The organism is Mycobacterium sp. Soil_C_30, from assembly GCF_057656995.1.
In genome coordinates this window covers 16,805-34,034 of sequence record NZ_JBDGJH010000024.1, presented here as the reverse complement: position 1 = coordinate 34,034, position 17,230 = coordinate 16,805, and the positions used below count along the sequence as shown (strand labels likewise).

Here is a 17,230-nt window from a genome sequence, read left to right as displayed (position 1 = left end):
GCTTCGATTCGCCTGAAATCATCGAGGTGGTAAATGTCCGAACAGCAAACAGCCGGAGAATAGTGCGAGGCCAACCGCCGTCGCAGACTCGTTTCCCTCCGGGAACGGGACGTTCACACGGAATTCAGCGCTTCGACGCCGTCGCCCTCGATCGTCAGTGAGCGACATATGCATCGAAGGTCGGAGGCTCCCATCAAGCTCGTTCCCGCCGCGTTCATTGCCGGGTGTGCTGTTGCGATGGTGCTCAGCCCGCTCGCGTCGGCGGAACCGGCACCCAGCCCCGAGGCCGTGGCCGCCTGCACTCAGTTCGCGACCGCCCTGGACATGGCCTCGCTCAGTTACACCGACTTCGCCAACGGGCTCGCGCTCGGCGAGACCTACGACGACGCGACACTGCGGGCCAGCAATGTGTCCGGACGGACCGGGCTGCGCCTGGCCGTCACCACCGCGCTGAACGCCTCCCGTACGCCCGGCGTGGCTCCGGAGGTCTCGGCGCCGATGCGGGCCTGGTCGATGGGCGCCACCAAGCTGATGCTGCTGATGGGCCTGCGTTCCGACGTCGACCGTTTCAACACCGCGGCCACCAGCCTCAACGCGCACACGGAAGCGGCGCAGGCGGCGTGCGCGGCGGCCGGGACGCGCGCCTGAGGTCCGGCAGCGGACACTGGTCGGATGACACAACCGCATCGTGACGTCGTGATCGTCGGCGGCGGGCACAACGGCCTGACCGCCGCGGCGTATCTGGCGCGTGCCGGGCTGCAGGTCACGGTTCTGGAGCGTCAGGACCACGTGGGCGGCGCCGCGGTGTCCGCGCAGGCGTTCCCCGGTGTGGATGCCCGACTGTCGCGGTACTCGTATCTGGTCAGTCTGCTGCCGAAACGCCTCATCGAGGACCTGGGGGCCTCGATCCGTCTGGCCCGACGCCGGTACTCCTCCTACACCCCTGACCCGGCCACCGGCGGTCGGACCGGTCTGCTGATCGGGCCGCAGTCCACCTTCGCCGCCGTGGGCGCCGAAGCCGACGCCCCGGGTTTCGACGAGTTCTATCGTCGGGCGCGCATGGTCACCGAAAAGCTCTGGCCCACAATGTTGAAGCCGTTACCGACCCGCACCCAGGCACGGCAGCTGGTGGGCGACTCCGCGGCATGGGAGGCGCTGATCGACCAACCGGCGGGCGTCGCGATCCGGGATGCGGTTCTCAACGATCTGGTGCGCGGGGTGGTCGCCACCGACGCACTGATCGGCACATTCGCCGATCTCGACGACGAGTCGCTGCCGCAGAACATCTGTCTGCTGTACCACCTGCTCGGCGGAGGTACCGGCGAGTGGGACGTGCCCATCGGCGGAATGGGCGCGGTGACGGGCGCGCTGGCGACGGCAGCAGCCGGGTTAGGGGCGCAGATCGTCACCGGCGTCGACGTCGACGCGGTATCCCCGGACGGTGTGGTGAGCTATCGCACGGGCGAGCAGAGTGCCAGCGTCCGAGCGGGATTCGTCCTCGCGAACGTCACCCCGACGGTGTTGGCGGGGCTGCTGGGCGAACCCGCCCCCGAAGCGGCGCCGGGGGCGCAGATCAAGGTCAACCTCCTGCTGAAGCGGCTGCCGCGGTTGCGTGATTCGTCGGTGACCGCGGAGCAGGCATTCGGCGGCACGTTTCACATCAACGAGACGTGGAACCAACTGGGCGCCGCCTACGCCCGCGCGGCCGGCGGGGAGATTCCCGATCCGCTGCCATGCGAAATCTATTGTCACTCCCTGACCGATCCGTCCATCCTGTCACCGGAACTACGGGCCACCGGCGCCCAGACCTTGACGGTCTTCGGGTTGCACACACCGCACACACTGCTGGCCGGGGCAGATCTCGATCGGATGCGGGATCGACTCACCGACGCTGCGTTGGCGTCGTTGAATTCCGTTCTGGCCGAACCTATCCAGGACGTGTTGCTCACCGACGGTAACGGCCGGCCATGCGTGGAGGCCAAGACAACTGCCGACCTTGAGGCGACGCTGGGGATGACGGCGGGCCACATCTTTCACGGCGCATTGAGCTGGCCGTTCGCCGAGGACGACGATCCGCTGGACACACCTGCGCGACGCTGGGGCGTCGCCACCGCGCACGAGCGAATCTTGATGTGCGGGTCTGGATCTCGACGCGGCGGCGCGGTTTCGGGAATCGGTGGCCACAATGCGGCCATGGCAGTGCTGGAGAGCCGGTAGCCGAAAATTTGTCGTACCCCTCTGCGAGGATGTTGGCATGTCCTCGAACGCAACATCTTTCGCTGCTCCGGAGGTGTCACCCAAGGAGCGGCTCGACGTGTTGTTCGACGAGGCCGCGGAGTTGACCGGGCAGCGCAACGCCATCGACGGCCGCATCGTGGACATCATCGCCGAAATCGACCGCGACGGCCTGGCGGGGATGACCGGCGCCCTGTCCATACCAGCACTGGTGGCCTGGAAACTCGGGGTCTCTCCCCGCAACGCCGAAATCATCACCGCCATCGCCCAACGGCGCGACGAGTTCACGCACTGCACGGACATGCTGCGCGAAGGGCGGGTGTCCCTGGATCAAGTGGGGGTCATCGCCGAACGCGCCGCCGACGGCTCCGATGACCACTACGCCCAGCTGATCCCGTACGCCACCGTCACCCAGATCCGCCACGCGGTGAAGCTGGAAACCCCACCCACACCCACCCTCGAACCGCCACCCGAGCCGGAACCCGAGTACGAAAAAGAACCCTGGGAGCTCAAGCCAGCGCCCTGGGAAATGAAGGAAGGGGCGCCATCCGAGCCTGCACCCGAACCGGAACCCCAGCCCGAGCCCGAGTCACGACCGGACCCGCCACGCCGGCAATCCAAGCGGTCGATCAACCAGACCAGCGACGACGAATCGGCCACCTGGCACATCACCTTGCCCCACCACGAAGCCGCAGAATTCCAGGCCGCCCTGGACTCCCACCGCGACGCCCTAGTTGCCGAGTGGAAACGCGACCACGCCGACAACACCACCGAGACCACTCCGCCGTTCCCCGTCCCTGTCGACGGATTCATGAGCCTCGTCCGGGCGGGCTGGGACGCCGACGTCGCGGCCCGCCCGCACGGGCACCGCACCACCGTCGTCGTCCACCTTGACCTCGAATCCCGCATCGCCGGACTACATGTGGGCCCGCTGCTCTCTGATGACGACCGCAAGTACCTGCTGTGCGACGCGACGTGCGAGGTGTGGTTCGAACGCGACGGTCAGGTCATCGGATCCGGGCGCGAGACCCGCACGATCAGCCGCCGGCTACGCCGAGCACTCGAGCACCGCGACCGCGGCACCTGCGTGGTCCCCGGCTGCGGCGCCACCTGCGGGCTGCATGCCCATCACATCCGGCACTGGGAGGACGGCGGCCCCACCGAACTCGAAAACCTTTGCCTGGTCTGCCCGTACCACCACCGGGCGCATCACCGCGGTCTGATCACGATTACCGGACCCGCCAGCCGCCTGGTGGTCACCGATGCCTTCGGGCGCCGACTCACCAACCGCTCACTGGCCCGACCACCCACTGTCACACCCACCAGTACCCCTACCGCCATCCCACCCTGCCCCGGCCCCACCGGGGAGCGTGCCCAATGGTGGTGGTACACCCCCTACCAACGACCTGCAGCCAGCTGACTAGCCGCCGGCGAGTTTGTCGACGATCCGCCGCAGCGCCGTGAGATCGGTTTGGTCCAAGGCCGAAAGAGCTTCGGGTGCCGGGTCTTCGACAGCGTCGATGGCTGCGACCACCGCCCGGCCCTGGTCGGTCAGGGAGACCAGTTTCGAGCGGCGGTTCGACGGGTCGACCTCGCGCGTGACCAACCCGCGGGCTTCCAGGTCGTTGACGGCCACGGTTGCCGCCGGGGCGTCCATGATGGCGTGTTCGGCGACCTGCTTGACCGTGAGCGGTGAGCGGACCAGGCGTTTGATGATCCGGATCCGGGAGAACGGCAGTCCGGACACCTCGACCACGGCGCGTCGCCACGTGTCGCGGTTGTCGAAGACGAAGCGCAGCAGGTCTTTCCAGACCTCGTCAGCGTCGTTACGCGGCATGCACCCTCCCCTGGTCTGGAGACGTCCCGGCGATCAACGGGGCTACCCGCTCGGCGGAACGCATCGCCCGCTTCGACGTCGAGAACAGTCCCAACGTGAAGATGGTGACACCGAACCCGGCCACCACGAACCACAGCGGCCGTGCGGCGTCGCTGAAGTCGACAGTCGATGAGGCCAGCGCAGCTCCGGCGACCGAACCACACAGCGCCACACCCACACTCACTCCGACCTGCCGGCTTGTCGACGCCACCGCCGAAGCCGCACCGGCACGGTCCAACGGCATGCCGCTGACCGCGGTGTTGGTGATCGGAGCGTTCACCACCGAGAAGCCGATACCGAAGACGGCGAAGATCACCAGCACCGCCCAGATCGGGGTGTCCACGTCGAGGAACGTCAGCAGCACCGCTGCCGTCGTCAACAACGTCCCCGACGCCAGCAGTGACGGCCGCGGGCCGAACCGCCCGACGATGCGCCCAGACAACGGCGAAAAGATCAGCGCGCCAATGGCGATCGGCAGGTAAAGCAGGCCCGTCTCCAGCGCGGTGAAGCCGCGGAATCCCTGCAGATACAGCGCCATCATGAACAGGAACGCACCCCATGAGGCGAACGCGGACACCGCGATGGCCGTGGCGGAGGCGAAGGGAATGCTGCGGAAGAAGCGAAGATCGATGAACGGGTCATGGCGGCGGGATTCGAATCGCAGGAACGCGACGAATGCCACCACCGTGGCGGCCAGCACCGAGACCGTGACGGGATGACCCCAGCCCAGTCCCGGGCCCTCGATGAGCACGAAGACGATGCCGAACAGGAACGCCGCGCCCAACACCTGTCCGATGGGGTCGAGATCACGCATGGTCGCCGACTTGCTCTGCGGTACGAAGATCGCGGTGAGAACCAGTGCCAGCGCACATACCGGCAGGTTGACCCAGAACACCGCGCGCCAGTCGACGTACTCGATCAGCGCACCGCCGACCGTCGGGCCCAGCGCCATGGAGATGCCCACCACCCCGCCCCACATGCCGATTGCCCGCGCGCGTTCCACCTTGCCGGTGAAGACGTTGGTGATGATGGACATCGCGACGGGATTGAGCATCGACCCGCCGATCGCCTGCACCAGCCGGGCCGCGATCAGCATCTCGATGTTCGGCGCGAGGCTGCAGAGCAGCGAGCCGAGCGCGAATGCCGCCAGCCCGATCTGGAAGACGGTGCGCCGGCCGAACCTGTCGCCGGTCGCGCCGGACAACAGCAGCAGCGACGCGAGCACCAGGGTGTAGATGTCGATGACCCACTGCAACTGCGACGCAGAGGCGTCGAGATCGGTGCGGATGGTCGGGAGCGCGACGTTGACGATCGTCGCGTCCATCGACACGATCAGCAGGCTCAGGCAGCAGGAGAAGAGGATGATCGCCTTGCGGCGGCCACTGAGCTGCCCGACAACAGTTGGATTCACACAATTATTGTGTATCTACAACTGTTGCTGGCGCAAACATGCCAGGTCAGCGCGGCACGAGCGCACGCGTTGGTACGTGACACGCCGCGTCTGGATGTACAGACACGCGCGCTCGGCGGTGATTGGTCAGCGCTGGTCCATCGTGATGTAGTCACGTTCGGTGTAGCCGGTGTAGATCTGGCGCGGACGGCCGATCTTGTTGGGCTCGCCGTGCATCTCCCGCCAGTGTGCGATCCAGCCGGGCAGCCGGCCGAGAGCGAACAGGACGGTGAACATGCGGGTGGGGAAGCCCATGGCCCGGTAGATCACGCCGGTGTAGTAGTCGACGTTCGGGTAGAGCTTGCGCTCGATGAAGAAGTCGTCGGTGAGCGCGATCTCCTCGAGTTCCTTGGCGATGTCCAGGAGCTCGTCCTTGACGCCGATCTTGCCCAGGATCTTGTCGGCCTGCTCTTTGACGATGCGGGCGCGCGGGTCGTAGTTCTTGTACACGCGGTGCCCGAAGCCCATCAGCTTCACGCCGTCTTCGCGGTTCTTCACCTTCTTGACGAAGGTCTGAACATCGTCGCCGCCGTCGCGGATCTTCGACAGCATCTCCAACACGGCCTGGTTGGCGCCGCCGTGCAGCGGGCCCCACAGTGCGTTGATACCGCCGGAGATCGAGGTGAACAGGTTGGCCTGCGAGCTGCCGACCAGGCGCACCGTCGAGGTGGAGCAGTTCTGCTCGTGATCGGCATGCAGGATGAACAGCATGTCGAGGGCGCGGACGATCTCCGGGTCCACCTCGTAGGGCTCGGCCGGGAACCCGAACGTCATGCGCAGGAAGTTCTCCACCAGCGTCAACGAGTTGTCCGGGTACAGGAACGGCTGCCCCTCGGACTTCTTGTAGGCGTAGGCGGCGATGGTGGGCAGCTTGGCCAGCAGCCGGATGGTGGACAGCTCGACCTGCTTGGGATCGAACGGATCCAGGGAGTCCTGGTAGTAGGCACTCAACGCGTTGACCGCGCTGGAGAGCACCGGCATGGGATGCGCGTTGCGGGGGAATCCGTCGAAGAATCGCTTGAGATCCTCGTGCAGCAGGGTGTGCCGCTGGATCTGCGTGGCGAAATTCTCCAGCTGTTCCGGGGTGGGCAGTTCGCCGTAGATCAGCAGATAGCTGACCTCGATGAATGTCGACTTCTCCGCCAGCTGCTCGATCGGGATACCGCGGTAGCGCAGGATGCCGGCGTCGCCGTCGATGTAGGTGATCGCCGACTTCGTCGACGCGGTGTTGACGAACCCGCCGTCGAAGGTCGTGTAGCCCGTCTTTGCCAACAACGACCCGAGTGCGATGCCATCGTCACCGTCGGTCGCGTGCACGATCTCCAGGTCGATCTCCCCGCCCGGGTACCGGAGAGTGGCGGTGTCCTGAGATGAAGCCTGGGAATTACTGTCGGCCACAAGATCCCCTTCTGCGCTCGGCGGCAGCGACTACGCTGTCTGCCCCTAAAAGGTAGTCGCTAGCGTTGAGCCGTGCCTGCGGGGGGCGGTTGGCCCGGTTGCGAAGTCGGTTCCCAAGGCTGCCAAGTCCGTACGAACGTCTGGTACGCCGCGGTGATACGGGCGCCGACGATCTCGGGTTCGATGGGCGGCTGCCCCGGTGTCCCCAGTCCGTAACACGCGGTGTTCATCACCACCGTCCAGCTCCCGACCACCACGTGCACCGCCTCGTGGTCGGTGGACAGACCCATCCGCTTGGCGGTCTGGACCACGGTGGGAAAACGGTCCGGCTCGGGACGGAACGGAATGCTGGCCATCGCCAGACTGGCCGAGGAGTTCACGATCTCGATCAGCGCCGCCATCCTCTTGAAGCTGGCCGGGTCATCGATCACCGCGAGATGCGCCCGCCACAGCGCCTCGTACTCGGTGATGTCGCTGGGCTGAACGGCCAGCTCGGCGGCCACGAAGCAGGCGACGTCCTCGACGATCGCCGTGATCACCGCGTCTTTGGTGGGGAAGTACCGGCTGAACGTGCGAGGAGACACCTCCGCCGCATCGGCGATCTGTTCCACCGTGGTGTTGTCATAGCCCTGCTGCAAGCACAGCTCGACGGCCACATCGACCAACGTGGACCGGGTGCGGATCTTCTTGCGTTCCCGCAAGCCGGGGACTCTGTCCGCGGCGCCATCTGCCACACCACGAATGCTAGCCGCGGGGTTGACGGCCGCCATGTTTCAGCCGGTCAGCTCGGCGGTGAGCGCGCAGAAGTCGGCGAACATGCTCTCGATCCGGGACACCATCAGATCCGGGCCCAACACGTGGCCCTCGCTGTCCACCACCAGGTCGCCGCAGGCGGTGACGATGATCGCCGACCACACCGACATCACCATCCACACCCTGCGGTCGGAGACATCGGTGCCCATCCGTTCGGCCAACGCCGTCACCGTGCCCATCGGCCGGAAATCCGTTGCCGCCGCCTTCAGTGCCGGTGTCGAGTTGATGATGCGCAGCATGAGCACGATGCGTTCAGTGGTCAGGCCCGGGACCGCACCCTCGGACACCGCCCGCAACACCGTGATGTGCGCGCGGTGCAGGGCGTCGAGAACCGGTACCGAGTAGGGAATCTGGGTGAGTTCCGCGGCCACCGCGTCGACCAGGTCTTCCAACAGGGTCATCACCACGGCGTCCTTGGTGGCGAAGTACCGGCTGAAGGTCCGGGGCGAGACGTCGGCGGCAGCGGCGATCTGTTCGACGGTGGTGCGCTCGTAACCCTGTACGAGGCAAAGTCGCACCGCAGCGTCGATCAACGTCGCGCGCGTGCGCTGTTTCTTACGTTCCCGCAGCCCGGGCACGGTACCCCCCAGCAGATCGACCACGATTCCGCATCGTAGCCGGGCAACCGATCATCGTGTGGCTAACTGCCGATATCTGCATTCTGCAGTCGTCATACATTGTCAGTGTCGGACTTTTCCGACATCTGGCCGACGCGGTAACGGATGAAGGCAGGCACCACCAACACCGCTATCAGCACGCCGATCACCACCAGCACTCCCCCGCCGGCAGCAGCGACTGCGGTACCCAGCGACGCCGCCGCGGCGCCGTGCAGCGCATCAGCGATTCGCGGGCCCCCGGCGACCACAACGAGGTAAACCCCCTGAAGACGGCCGCGCAGCTCGTCGGAGGCCGCCTGCAGCAGGATGGTGTTCCGCAGGGCCGAGGACACCATGTCCGCCGCGCCCCCGATGGCCAGGCAGCCGACGGCCACCCACAGCAGCACACCGGCCCGGCCACCGGCGAATCCGGCCGCCACACCGAACCCCACCACCGCCAGGCCCCAGACGACGATGGCGATCACGACGGCCAGGCCCTGTCTGCGAACCCGCGGCAGCCAGCCGGAGAACACCCCACCGGCCACCGCGCCGATCGACATGGCCGCGGCCAGCAGCGCCATCGTCGTGCCGCCGTCGACGGGACCGCCGAAACTCTCGTGCGCCATCTGCGGGAACAGCGCCCGCGGCATGCCGAGGATCATCGCGATCAGATCCACCACGAAAGACATCAGCACCACGGTGTTGCCGGCCAGATAGCGGAAGCCGTCCAGCACCGCGCCGATGCCGAGTCTCGACGAGTTGCCGTCGCTGGGCGGGGCCGGCATGGCGGCCAGCCGGAACGTCGCCCAGATCGGCAACAGGCAGGTGATGGCGTCGATCAGATACAGCGTCGACAGATCCACCCACGCCAACAGCAAGCCCGCCAGCAACGGACCGACGATCGCGCCGAACTGCGTCACCGTGATGTTCAGGGAGTTGGCCGCGGCGATCTGGTCGCTGGGCAGCATGCGTGGGATGGCCGCGGAGCGGGTGGGCGAATTGATGGCATAGAACGCCTGCTGCACCGCGAGCAGACACAACACCAGCCATACGTTGTTCAGCTGCAACGCCGCCTGGGCCCACAACAGCAGCGACGACACGGCCAGCCCGCACGAGGCGATGATCAGCAGCACCCGGCGGTCCATCGCGTCGGCCAGTGCGCCGCCCCAGAGTCCGAAGACGATGAGCGGCGCCAGCGCGAACAGGCCCGCCAGCCCGACGTAGGCCGAACTGTTGGTCAGCGCATACACCTGCACCGGTACGGCGAAGATCGTGAGATTGGCCCCGATGACGGTGGGGATGCCCGCCCACCACAGCCGGCGGAAATCGCGGTGGCGAAGTGGTGCTGTGTCGGCGAACAGCCTCACGGCTGCAGGCGCTCGATCCGCCCGTCCGCCGGCGTCACCCGAATCCGGTTGTGCACCCGGTTTTCTCGGCCCTGCCAGAACTCGACGACCTCAGGGGCGATGAGATACCCGCCCCAGTTCGGCGGTGCCGGGACCTCGGCCTGGTCGGCGAAGCGCGCGGTGACGTCGGCCAGCTGCGCGAGCAGGGCAGCCCTGGACTCGATGGGCCGGGACTGGTGCGAGGCCCACGCCCCGAGCTGGGAACCACGCGGACGCTTGGACCAGTAGTCCTCGGTGGCGGCGCGGTCGACCTTGGTCACCGGGCCGCGGACATGAACCTGTCGGCCCAGCTGATACCAGGGGAAGGTGATCGCGGCGTACGGCGTCGCGGCCAGCTCGTCACCCTTGTCGGAGTCGTAGTTGGTGAAAAACGAGATACCGGCCTCGTCGACGCCTTTGCACAGCACCGTCCGGCTCACCGGGCGCCCGTCGCGCACCGTGGCCAGCACCATGGCGTTGGGTTCGGCGACGCCGGCCCCCTCCGCCTCGGCAATCCAGTTGCGTAACAACACCAACCAGCCTTGCCTCGGATCGGTGCCGAGCCAGTCGGAGTCCAGATCGGGGCTGCCGTCCTTCTCCACTGAGCCGTATTCCACCCGCATAGCCGCGAGACGGTCGCGTTCCGGTTCCACCACCGGGGTCACAGTACGCCCACGGCCGGTCAACGAAGTCGAGGAACGAGACCGAGGAAGGGCCGGCCGCGAGACCACGGCCGGTCAACGAGGTCGAGGAAGGAGACCGAGGAAGGGCCGGCCGCGAGACCACGAACGTTCAGCCCCACGTCACCGACTGTTACCGGCCAGTAGCGACGCCCGGCACGTCAGGTGCGACAATCCTGGCCATGACTGAGGTGCCGAAGGATTTTGTGCCCGGCCTGGCGGGCGTGGTGGCGTTCGAGACCGAGATCGCCGAGCCCGACAAGGACGGTGGGGCCCTGCGCTACCGCGGCGTCAACATCGAGGATCTCGTAGACCAGCGAGTCACCTTCGGGGACGTGTGGGCATTGCTGGTCGACGGCGAATTCGGCCGTGGCCTACCGCCTGCCGAGCCGTTCCCGCTGCCCATCCACACCGGTGACGTCCGCGTCGACGTCCAGGCCGGGCTGGCGATGCTGGCGCCGATCTGGGGGTACAAGCCGCTGCTCGACATCGACGACGACACCGCCCGCGACCAGTTGGCCCGCGCGTCGGTGATGGCGCTGTCCTATGTGGCGCAGTCCGCCCGCGGTATCTACCAGCCCGCGGTGCCGCAGCGCGTCATCGACGAATGTTCAACCATCACAGCACGTTTCATGACCCGCTGGCAGGGTGAACCCGACCCCCGGCACGTCGAGGCCATCGACGCGTACTGGGTGTCGGCCGCCGAGCACGGCATGAACGCCTCCACCTTCACCGCGCGGGTGATCGCCTCCACCGGCGCCGATGTGGCGGCCTCGCTGTCCGGTGCGGTGGGCGCGATGAGCGGTCCGCTGCACGGCGGCGCGCCGGCCCGGGTGATCCCGATGATCGAGGAAGCCGAGCAGACCGGCGACGCCCGCGCGGTGGTGACGGGCATCCTGGACCGCAACGAGAAGCTGATGGGGTTCGGGCATCGCGTCTACCGCGCCGAGGACCCGCGGGCCCGGGTGCTGCGGGCGACGGCCAAACGCCTTGGGGCGCCGCGTTACGAGGTGGCCGCGGCACTCGAGCAGGCCGCGCTGACCGAGCTGCGGGAGCGTCGCCCCGACCGGGCGATCGAGACCAACGTCGAATTCTGGGCCGCCGTGATCCTCGACTTCGCCCAGGTACCCCCGTCGATGATGCCGGCGATGTTCACCTGCGGCCGCACCGCCGGGTGGTGCGCCCACATCCTCGAGCAGAAACGTCTCGGCAAGCTGGTCCGGCCGGCGGCCATCTACGTGGGCCCCGAGCCCCGTGGCCCGGAATCGGTGGTCGGCTGGTCGAAAGTGAAACGGGGATAGCCGCCGCGGAGCACGATGAGTTTCGGTACCGCGGCAGGTCTTGATGGCAGGACCCGGTATTCGACCGTGGGCCACCTCAACACCAAGGAGCCGACATGGCGATCGAAGTGCACCCGGCAGTCTCGCCGCATCTGGTTGTCGACAACGCAGCTGCGGCCATCGATTTCTACGTCGCGGCGTTCGGCGCCACCGAACTCGGCCGCCTTCCTGGACCCGGCGGCAAGATCGTGCACGCCGCCCTGCAGATCAACGGGTCGACGGTGATGCTCAACGACGACTTCCCCGAGATGACCGACGGGAAGTCCACCACGCCGACGGCCCTGGGCGGCTCCCCCGTCACCATCCACCTCACCGTCACCGACGTGGACACCTGGTTCGACCGGGCGCTCGGTGCCGGCGCCACGGTGGTGGCGCCGCTGGAGGACCAGTTCTGGGGTGACCGGTACGGCGTGGTGCGCGACCCGTTCGGGCATCAGTGGTCCCTGGGCCAACCGGTCCGCGAGGTCAGCATGGAGGAGATCGCCGAGGCGATGCGCGAGCACCAGTGACCCCGGTTGCGCATTGTGGTCCTACCTCTAGCAAGCTGGTGGTATGCGCGATGTCATCGAACTCGAGGATGTGACCTTCCGACGTAACCACAAGCAGATCCTCGACGGGATCTCCTTCAAGGTTGCCGAGGGCCAGCACTGGGCGTTGTTGGGGCCCAACGGCGCCGGTAAGACCACGATCCTGGGGTTCTGCGGCGCAGAGACGTTTCCCACCTCAGGTGTGGTGCGGGTACTGGGCGGCCAGCTCGGCAAGGTCGAGCTGGCCAAACTCCGCAAGGCGATCGGCCATGTCAATCCGCGGCACCCGTTGGACTTCCCGCTGAAGGTGCGCGAGGTGGTGCTCACCGGTGTCACCGGGACCATCGACCTCCCGATGCGGTGGACGCCTGCTCCCGAGGATCTGGACCGGGTGGACGCCCTGATCGACACCCTCGGACTGGGGCATCGCGCCGAGGACCGCTGGACCACGCTGTCGCAGGGCGAACGGGGGCGGGCGCTCATCGCGCGCGCTCTGATCGCCCAGCCGCGACTGCTGCTTCTGGACGAACCGTCGACAGGTCTGGACCTCGCTGCGCGTGAACAGCTGTTGGAGACGGTGGACACGCTGTTCCGCGGGCACCCCGAACTGGCCTCCATCACGGTGACCCACCATCTCGAGGAACTGCCCAGCGCCACCACCCATGTGCTGCTGCTGGCGCAAGGGCGCATCGTGGCGCAGGGACCGATCGAGACCACCCTGACCAGTGACGCGGTGTCCACGGCATTCGCCCATCCGGTCGACGTGTTCACCGAAGCCGGGCGGTGGACCGCGCGGGCGGTCGCCAAGATCAACCGGTAGTCCCGCGGGTGTCGGCGATCAACTGATCCACGACGTCGGACAGACAGTCGCGGCGCCGCAGTGCCCGCCGTTGCCGGGCCGCCGAGGTGCCGCAGCGGAGTTGCCGGCGCGCCAACTCCTCGACCTGCTCCCAGTCGCCCGCCGCCTCCAACTGCGGCCGCAACAGGTTGACCAGATCGGTCACCACGGCGGCCGCCGGGCGGGCGGCCGGCCCGGCCGGGTCGACCAGATCGCCTTCCAGGCCCGAGCGAGCAGCCCGCCACAGCGCGGCCCGGGCCAGCGGTGCCGGCATGGGCTGCGGCGCTGTGCCCGCGCGCAGGGCGTCGATCTCGCGGCAGACCATGGCGCGGAAGAGCCCGGCGATCAACACGATGGTGTCCGTCGACGGGCAGCTGTCGCAGATCCGCAACTCCAGCGTGGGCGCCGAATTGGCCGGACGCACATCGAAATACGCCATCCCCGCGTCCGTTATCACACCGGTGGCCACCAGGTCGGCGATCAGCCTGTCGTAGGCGGCGGCATCAGGCACCGGCGCTGCCGACCCCGTCGTGGGCCAACGCTGCCAGATGAGGGTCCGGAAACTGGCGTAACCGGTGTCGGCGCCGTCTGCCCGGAACGGCGAGCTGGCACTGAGCGCCAGCAGTGTCGGCAGATAGGGCACGACCCGCTGCGCGACCGCGACCGACTCGTCCCGGTCGGCGATACCGACATGCACCTGCGTACCGCAGATCAACTGTTCACGGGCCAGCAGCTGATAGTCGGCCAGCATTCGCCGGTACCGCGGGGTCTCGGTGACCTGCAGTTCAGCGGGCAGCGCGAGCGGCACCGACCCGGCTGCCACCACCCCGATGCCGGCCGGGGCCGCCGCGGCGAGCAGTGTTCGACGGTGGAATCGAAGCTCCTCTCGCAGTGCATCGAGGGTTGTCACGACATCGCTGTTGGTCTCGACCACACAGCGCTGCAATTCCGCGACATAGCTCGACGACAGGTGCGCCAGCAGTTCGGGGGCCCGGCCGGTGAGCCGCCGGGTATGCACGTCGACGAGATGGAACTCTTCTTCGACTCCGAGAGTCCGCATCTGATTCTCCTCCGGCGGCAAGCCCTGCCCCCAGATTTACCTGGACGTCAACCGCGCAAACCAGAGCGGTTTGAGGATGACGACACCGGGCATCAAATTCCCGTGCAGTCCCAAGCGAATTCCAGTCACCGTCAGCCCACCGTGGTGCGCAAGAGCCGTCCGAGTACGTTGATGGGCGCCTTCGCCGCCGGCGTCGCGACGGGAACGTTTGCGAGCAAAAAACGGGCGAGCTCGCCGCAGACACACGTCCGCCCACCGGAACTCCTCGATTCAGAGCCCGAGGCGCCGGAGGACACGAGCGAACCGACCACCACCGACACCGCTGCGCGGCCCGACCCCGACGACCCGCGCAAGCCGGAGTCGCCCACCGAACTGACCAAACCCTCGCTGAAGTACGTGCTGCGGCAGACCATCGGTGAATTCGGTCGCGACCAGTGCACCGACCTGGCCGCGGCGCTGACGTACTACTCCGTGCTGTCACTGTTCCCGGCACTGGTGGTCGTCGTCTCCCTGCTGGGCGTCATCGGGCAGGGCGAGAAAACCGCGGACACGATCCTGCAACTCATCGGCGACATCAGCCCCGGTGAGGCCGCGAACACACTGCGCCAGCCCATCGAACAGCTGGTATCCGCGCCTTCGGCCGGGTTCGCGCTGGTGGTCGGCATCGTCGGCGCAGTGTGGTCGGCTTCGGGTTATGTCGGCGCATTCGGGCGGGCCATGAACCGGATCTACGAAGTGGAGGAAGGCCGCTCCGCGATCAAGCTGCGGATCCAACAGCTGCTGCTGACCTTCGCCAGCCTGATCGTGGTGTCGCTGGTGGTGCTGATGCTGACGATCAGCGGGCCGGTGGCCGAGGCGATCGGTGGCGCCCTGGGGGTGGGTGAGACCGCGCTGACGATCTGGAACATCGCGCGGTGGCCCCTGCTGCTGATCTTGGTGATCGCCGGGGTGGCACTGCTGTACCACTCCAGCCCCAACGTCGAGCAGCCGAAGTTCCGCTGGGTCAGCGTCGGTGCGGCCATCGCGATCGTGACCTGGGTGGTGGCGTCGTTGCTGTTCGGGCTGTACGTGTCGAATTTCGGCAGCTACAACAAGACCTTCGGCGCGCTGGCCGGTGTGATCGTGTTCCTGCTGTGGTTGTGGATCACCAACCTGGCCCTGCTGTTCGGCGCGGAGGTGGATTCCGAACTGGAGCGCGGCCGTCAACTCCAAGCCGGTATGGCCGCCGAGGACGACCTCAAGCTACCGCTGCGCGACACGAAGACCATCGACAAGACCAAAGCCAAAGAACGCCAAGAAATGCAACGCGGCAAGCGTCTACGCAAGACGCGGGGACGCACGGACTAGTGTGCCGTCTCGATGGTGCGGCTCAGCCTCGTAGAGTTGCCAGCAGCCGTTGCCGCGCACTCGGTTTCGGGGCATTGGCCGCTGCGGTCAGCATCTCGTCCACGGTGACGAACTTGATGCGTGGCCGGTTGGTGGCCTCACCCCTGGCGACCTCGGCCGCGTCGATGGCCTGCCAGCCCGCCGCATCCACGACGTCGGGTTGGCGGGTACGGACCAGGCGGTCCAACGTCGACGCGCGCTGCCCGGGGTCGACGAGCACGCCGTCGTTGTAATCGGCGACCACGTTTTGCACGGTCTCCAGCGCGCAGGACTTGTTGGTGCCGATGAATCCGGTGGGCCCGCGTTTGATCCACCCCGCCACGTAGACGCCGGGCCGCACCCGGCCGCCGTCATTGGGTACCACCGAGGTGGCGTCGTCGAAGGGCAGGCCGTCGATCGGCCTGCCGCGGTATCCGATGGAGGTCAGGAGCAGACCGGACGGAACATGTTCCGTCACATCGGTTCCCGTGACGGTGAACTCCACGCCGCTGACCTTGCCCTCGCCGAGGACGCGGTGCGGTGTCAGATGGTAGGCCAGCCGGATCCGCGGCCGGGAGATCGGGGCCGAGCTGTCCCCCAGCTTGGTCAGGATCTCCAGCTTCGCGCGGGTCAACGGGTCGGTGGCGGTCTCCAGATCCCGCCTCACCCGCATCTGATCGGCGGCGTCGAGGACCACCTCGGACTCCGAGGTCAGCCCGATCAGCTCCGGCAGGGTGAACGCCGAGTCCGCCGGTCCGCGGCGGGCGGCGATGACCACCTCGCGGACCTTGGATTCCCGCAGGGCAGCCAGTGCATGGTCGGCGATGTCGGTGCGGGCCAGCTGGTCCGGGTCGGTGGTGAGGATCCGTGCGACGTCCAACGCGACGTTGCCGTTTCCGATGACGACGACGCGCTCGTCACCGAGATCGACGGGCAGGTCCGTGTAGTCCGGGTGCCCGTTGATCCAGGCCACCATCTCGGTGGCCGTGGCCGTGCCGGGGATGTCCATGCCGGGGATGGTCAACCGGCGGTCATTCGGCGCACCGACCGCGTACAGCACCGCATGATGGTGCTCGGCCAGGTCCGCGTGCCGCAGATGCTTGCCGACCTCGACGTTGAGGTACATGGTGAATCCGCGGCGGCGGGCGATCCGGTCGAACAGCGCAGTCACCCGTTTGGTCTTCTGATGGTCGGGGGCCACTCCGGCCCGCACCAAACCGTAAGGCGTAGGCAGCTTTTCGAACATGTTGACCCGCACACCCGGCTGGGTCAACAGCTCGTCGGCGGCGTACATGGCCGCCGGCCCCGACCCCACGATCGCCACCGTCAGCGGCTTGCGGCCCTGGTGCACCATCGGCGCGGGCAGCACCGGCGCCAGCTTCGACGTCGGCGGCAGCTTCTGCCCCTCGGGCCGTTCCGGGTAGAACGCCGCGTTGAGCGGGATGAACGGCACCTGCTCGGCGGTCAGCTTGGAGTCCGCGGCGATGGCGCCCACCGGGCAGGCGCTGACGCAGGCTCCGCAGTCGACACACGCGTCGGGGTCGATGTAGAGCATCTCGGCGGTGGCGAAGCCCGGCTCATCCGGCGAGGGATGGATGCAGTTGACCGGGCACGCGTAGACACAGGACCCGTCGCTGCAACACGACTGGGTGACAACGTGCGGCATG

16 protein-coding genes are annotated in these 17,230 nt (G+C 67.3%); 7 read left to right on the top strand and 9 right to left on the bottom strand.

Annotated features, from left to right (window positions below; genetic code table 11):
• Positions 1-168: 168 nt before the first annotated feature.
• Genes AC3A6P_RS30425 through AC3A6P_RS30415 form a run of 3 tightly spaced genes read left to right on the top strand, consistent with a single transcriptional unit; the run spans position 169 to position 3,655 of the window.
• Entirely contained in the window at positions 169-648 is a 480-nt protein-coding gene (locus tag AC3A6P_RS30425; protein WP_487696105.1) for a hypothetical protein, read from the top strand.
• Between the two features lie 24 nt (positions 649-672).
• On the top strand, positions 673-2,217 hold the full coding sequence (locus tag AC3A6P_RS30420) for a phytoene desaturase family protein (RefSeq protein WP_487696104.1): 1,545 nt from the start codon (positions 673-675) through the stop codon (positions 2,215-2,217).
• 37 nt (positions 2,218-2,254) lie between these two features.
• The gene (locus tag AC3A6P_RS30415) at positions 2,255-3,655 is read left to right on the top strand and encodes an HNH endonuclease (RefSeq protein ID WP_487696103.1); all 1,401 of its coding nucleotides are present in this window, start codon (positions 2,255-2,257) and stop codon (positions 3,653-3,655) included.
• On the opposite strand, the gene AC3A6P_RS30410 is transcribed toward AC3A6P_RS30415, so the two are convergent.
• From AC3A6P_RS30410 to pdxH, 7 genes are all read right to left on the bottom strand, one after another.
• The gene (locus tag AC3A6P_RS30410) at positions 3,656-4,072 is read right to left on the bottom strand and encodes a MarR family winged helix-turn-helix transcriptional regulator (protein ID WP_487696102.1); all 417 of its coding nucleotides are present in this window, start codon (positions 4,070-4,072) and stop codon (positions 3,656-3,658) included. It lies immediately after the preceding gene.
• Entirely contained in the window at positions 4,062-5,522 is a 1,461-nt protein-coding gene (locus AC3A6P_RS30405; RefSeq protein ID WP_487696101.1) for an MFS transporter, read from the bottom strand. Before AC3A6P_RS30405 ends, AC3A6P_RS30410 begins: the two co-directional genes overlap by 11 nt.
• Before the next feature lie 126 nt (positions 5,523-5,648).
• Positions 5,649-6,959, bottom strand: coding sequence for a citrate synthase (locus tag AC3A6P_RS30400; protein ID WP_487696100.1), 1,311 nt, complete (start codon positions 6,957-6,959; stop codon positions 5,649-5,651).
• Positions 6,960-7,018: 59 nt separating this feature from the next.
• Positions 7,019-7,693: a TetR/AcrR family transcriptional regulator gene (locus tag AC3A6P_RS30395; protein ID WP_487696099.1), complete on the bottom strand. Its 675-nt coding sequence runs from the start codon at positions 7,691-7,693 to the stop codon at positions 7,019-7,021.
• Positions 7,694-7,732: 39 nt separating this feature from the next.
• Entirely contained in the window at positions 7,733-8,374 is a 642-nt protein-coding gene (locus AC3A6P_RS30390) for a TetR family transcriptional regulator (protein ID WP_487696098.1), read from the bottom strand.
• Positions 8,375-8,442: 68 nt separating this feature from the next.
• A complete protein-coding gene (locus AC3A6P_RS30385) occupies positions 8,443-9,735 on the bottom strand; it encodes an MFS transporter (RefSeq protein ID WP_487696097.1) in 1,293 nt (430 codons plus the stop codon).
• The gene (gene pdxH, locus AC3A6P_RS30380; protein WP_487696182.1) at positions 9,732-10,376 is read right to left on the bottom strand and encodes a pyridoxamine 5'-phosphate oxidase; all 645 of its coding nucleotides are present in this window, start codon (positions 10,374-10,376) and stop codon (positions 9,732-9,734) included. The genes AC3A6P_RS30385 and pdxH overlap by 4 nt, the downstream gene beginning before the upstream one ends.
• A 239-nt stretch (positions 10,377-10,615) precedes the next feature.
• Between pdxH and AC3A6P_RS30375 the strand changes: the two genes are divergently transcribed.
• The 3 genes from AC3A6P_RS30375 (at position 10,616) to AC3A6P_RS30365 (ending at position 13,120) form a co-directional block, all read left to right on the top strand.
• Positions 10,616-11,734, top strand: a complete 1,119-nt coding sequence (locus AC3A6P_RS30375) for a citrate synthase 2 (RefSeq protein WP_487696096.1) — start codon at positions 10,616-10,618, stop codon at positions 11,732-11,734.
• Positions 11,735-11,829: 95 nt separating this feature from the next.
• On the top strand, positions 11,830-12,282 hold the full coding sequence (locus AC3A6P_RS30370; protein WP_487696095.1) for a VOC family protein: 453 nt from the start codon (positions 11,830-11,832) through the stop codon (positions 12,280-12,282).
• Positions 12,283-12,325: 43 nt separating this feature from the next.
• Positions 12,326-13,120, top strand: coding sequence for an ABC transporter ATP-binding protein (locus AC3A6P_RS30365; protein WP_487696094.1), 795 nt, complete (start codon positions 12,326-12,328; stop codon positions 13,118-13,120).
• Here the strand turns inward: AC3A6P_RS30365 and AC3A6P_RS30360 are convergent.
• Positions 13,110-14,198 (bottom strand): carboxylate-amine ligase, encoded by a 1,089-nt coding sequence (locus AC3A6P_RS30360; protein WP_487696093.1) that lies wholly within the window; start codon positions 14,196-14,198, stop codon positions 13,110-13,112. The two genes, AC3A6P_RS30365 and AC3A6P_RS30360, sit on opposite strands and share 11 nt — an antisense overlap.
• Before the next feature lie 102 nt (positions 14,199-14,300).
• On the opposite strand from AC3A6P_RS30360, the gene AC3A6P_RS30355 reads away from it, so the two are divergent.
• Positions 14,301-15,545 (top strand): YihY/virulence factor BrkB family protein, encoded by a 1,245-nt coding sequence (locus AC3A6P_RS30355; protein WP_487696092.1) that lies wholly within the window; start codon positions 14,301-14,303, stop codon positions 15,543-15,545.
• Positions 15,546-15,567: 22 nt separating this feature from the next.
• Here AC3A6P_RS30355 and AC3A6P_RS30350 read toward each other — a convergent pair whose 3' ends face one another.
• Positions 15,568-17,229, bottom strand: a complete 1,662-nt coding sequence (locus AC3A6P_RS30350) for an FAD-dependent oxidoreductase (RefSeq protein WP_487696091.1) — start codon at positions 17,227-17,229, stop codon at positions 15,568-15,570.
• Position 17,230 lies beyond the last annotated feature (1 nt).

What these genes read in the sequence shown, in the direction of transcription:
- AC3A6P_RS30425 (WP_487696105.1), top strand. Translation starts at nt 169, where the DNA reads ATGCATCGAAGGTCGGAGGCTCCCATCAAGCTCGTTCCCGCCGCGTTC.
- AC3A6P_RS30420 (WP_487696104.1), top strand. Translation starts at nt 673, where the DNA reads ATGACACAACCGCATCGTGACGTCGTGATCGTCGGCGGCGGGCACAAC.
- AC3A6P_RS30415 (WP_487696103.1), top strand. Translation starts at nt 2,255, where the DNA reads ATGTCCTCGAACGCAACATCTTTCGCTGCTCCGGAGGTGTCACCCAAG.
- AC3A6P_RS30410 (WP_487696102.1), bottom strand. Translation starts at nt 4,072, where the DNA reads ATGCCGCGTAACGACGCTGACGAGGTCTGGAAAGACCTGCTGCGCTTC.
- pdxH (WP_487696182.1), bottom strand. Translation starts at nt 10,376, where the DNA reads ATGCGGGTGGAATACGGCTCAGTGGAGAAGGACGGCAGCCCCGATCTG.
- AC3A6P_RS30375 (WP_487696096.1), top strand. Translation starts at nt 10,616, where the DNA reads ATGACTGAGGTGCCGAAGGATTTTGTGCCCGGCCTGGCGGGCGTGGTG.
- AC3A6P_RS30370 (WP_487696095.1), top strand. Translation starts at nt 11,830, where the DNA reads ATGGCGATCGAAGTGCACCCGGCAGTCTCGCCGCATCTGGTTGTCGAC.
- AC3A6P_RS30365 (WP_487696094.1), top strand. Translation starts at nt 12,326, where the DNA reads ATGCGCGATGTCATCGAACTCGAGGATGTGACCTTCCGACGTAACCAC.
- AC3A6P_RS30360 (WP_487696093.1), bottom strand. Translation starts at nt 14,198, where the DNA reads ATGCGGACTCTCGGAGTCGAAGAAGAGTTCCATCTCGTCGACGTGCAT.
- AC3A6P_RS30350 (WP_487696091.1), bottom strand. Translation starts at nt 17,229, where the DNA reads ATGCCGCACGTTGTCACCCAGTCGTGTTGCAGCGACGGGTCCTGTGTC.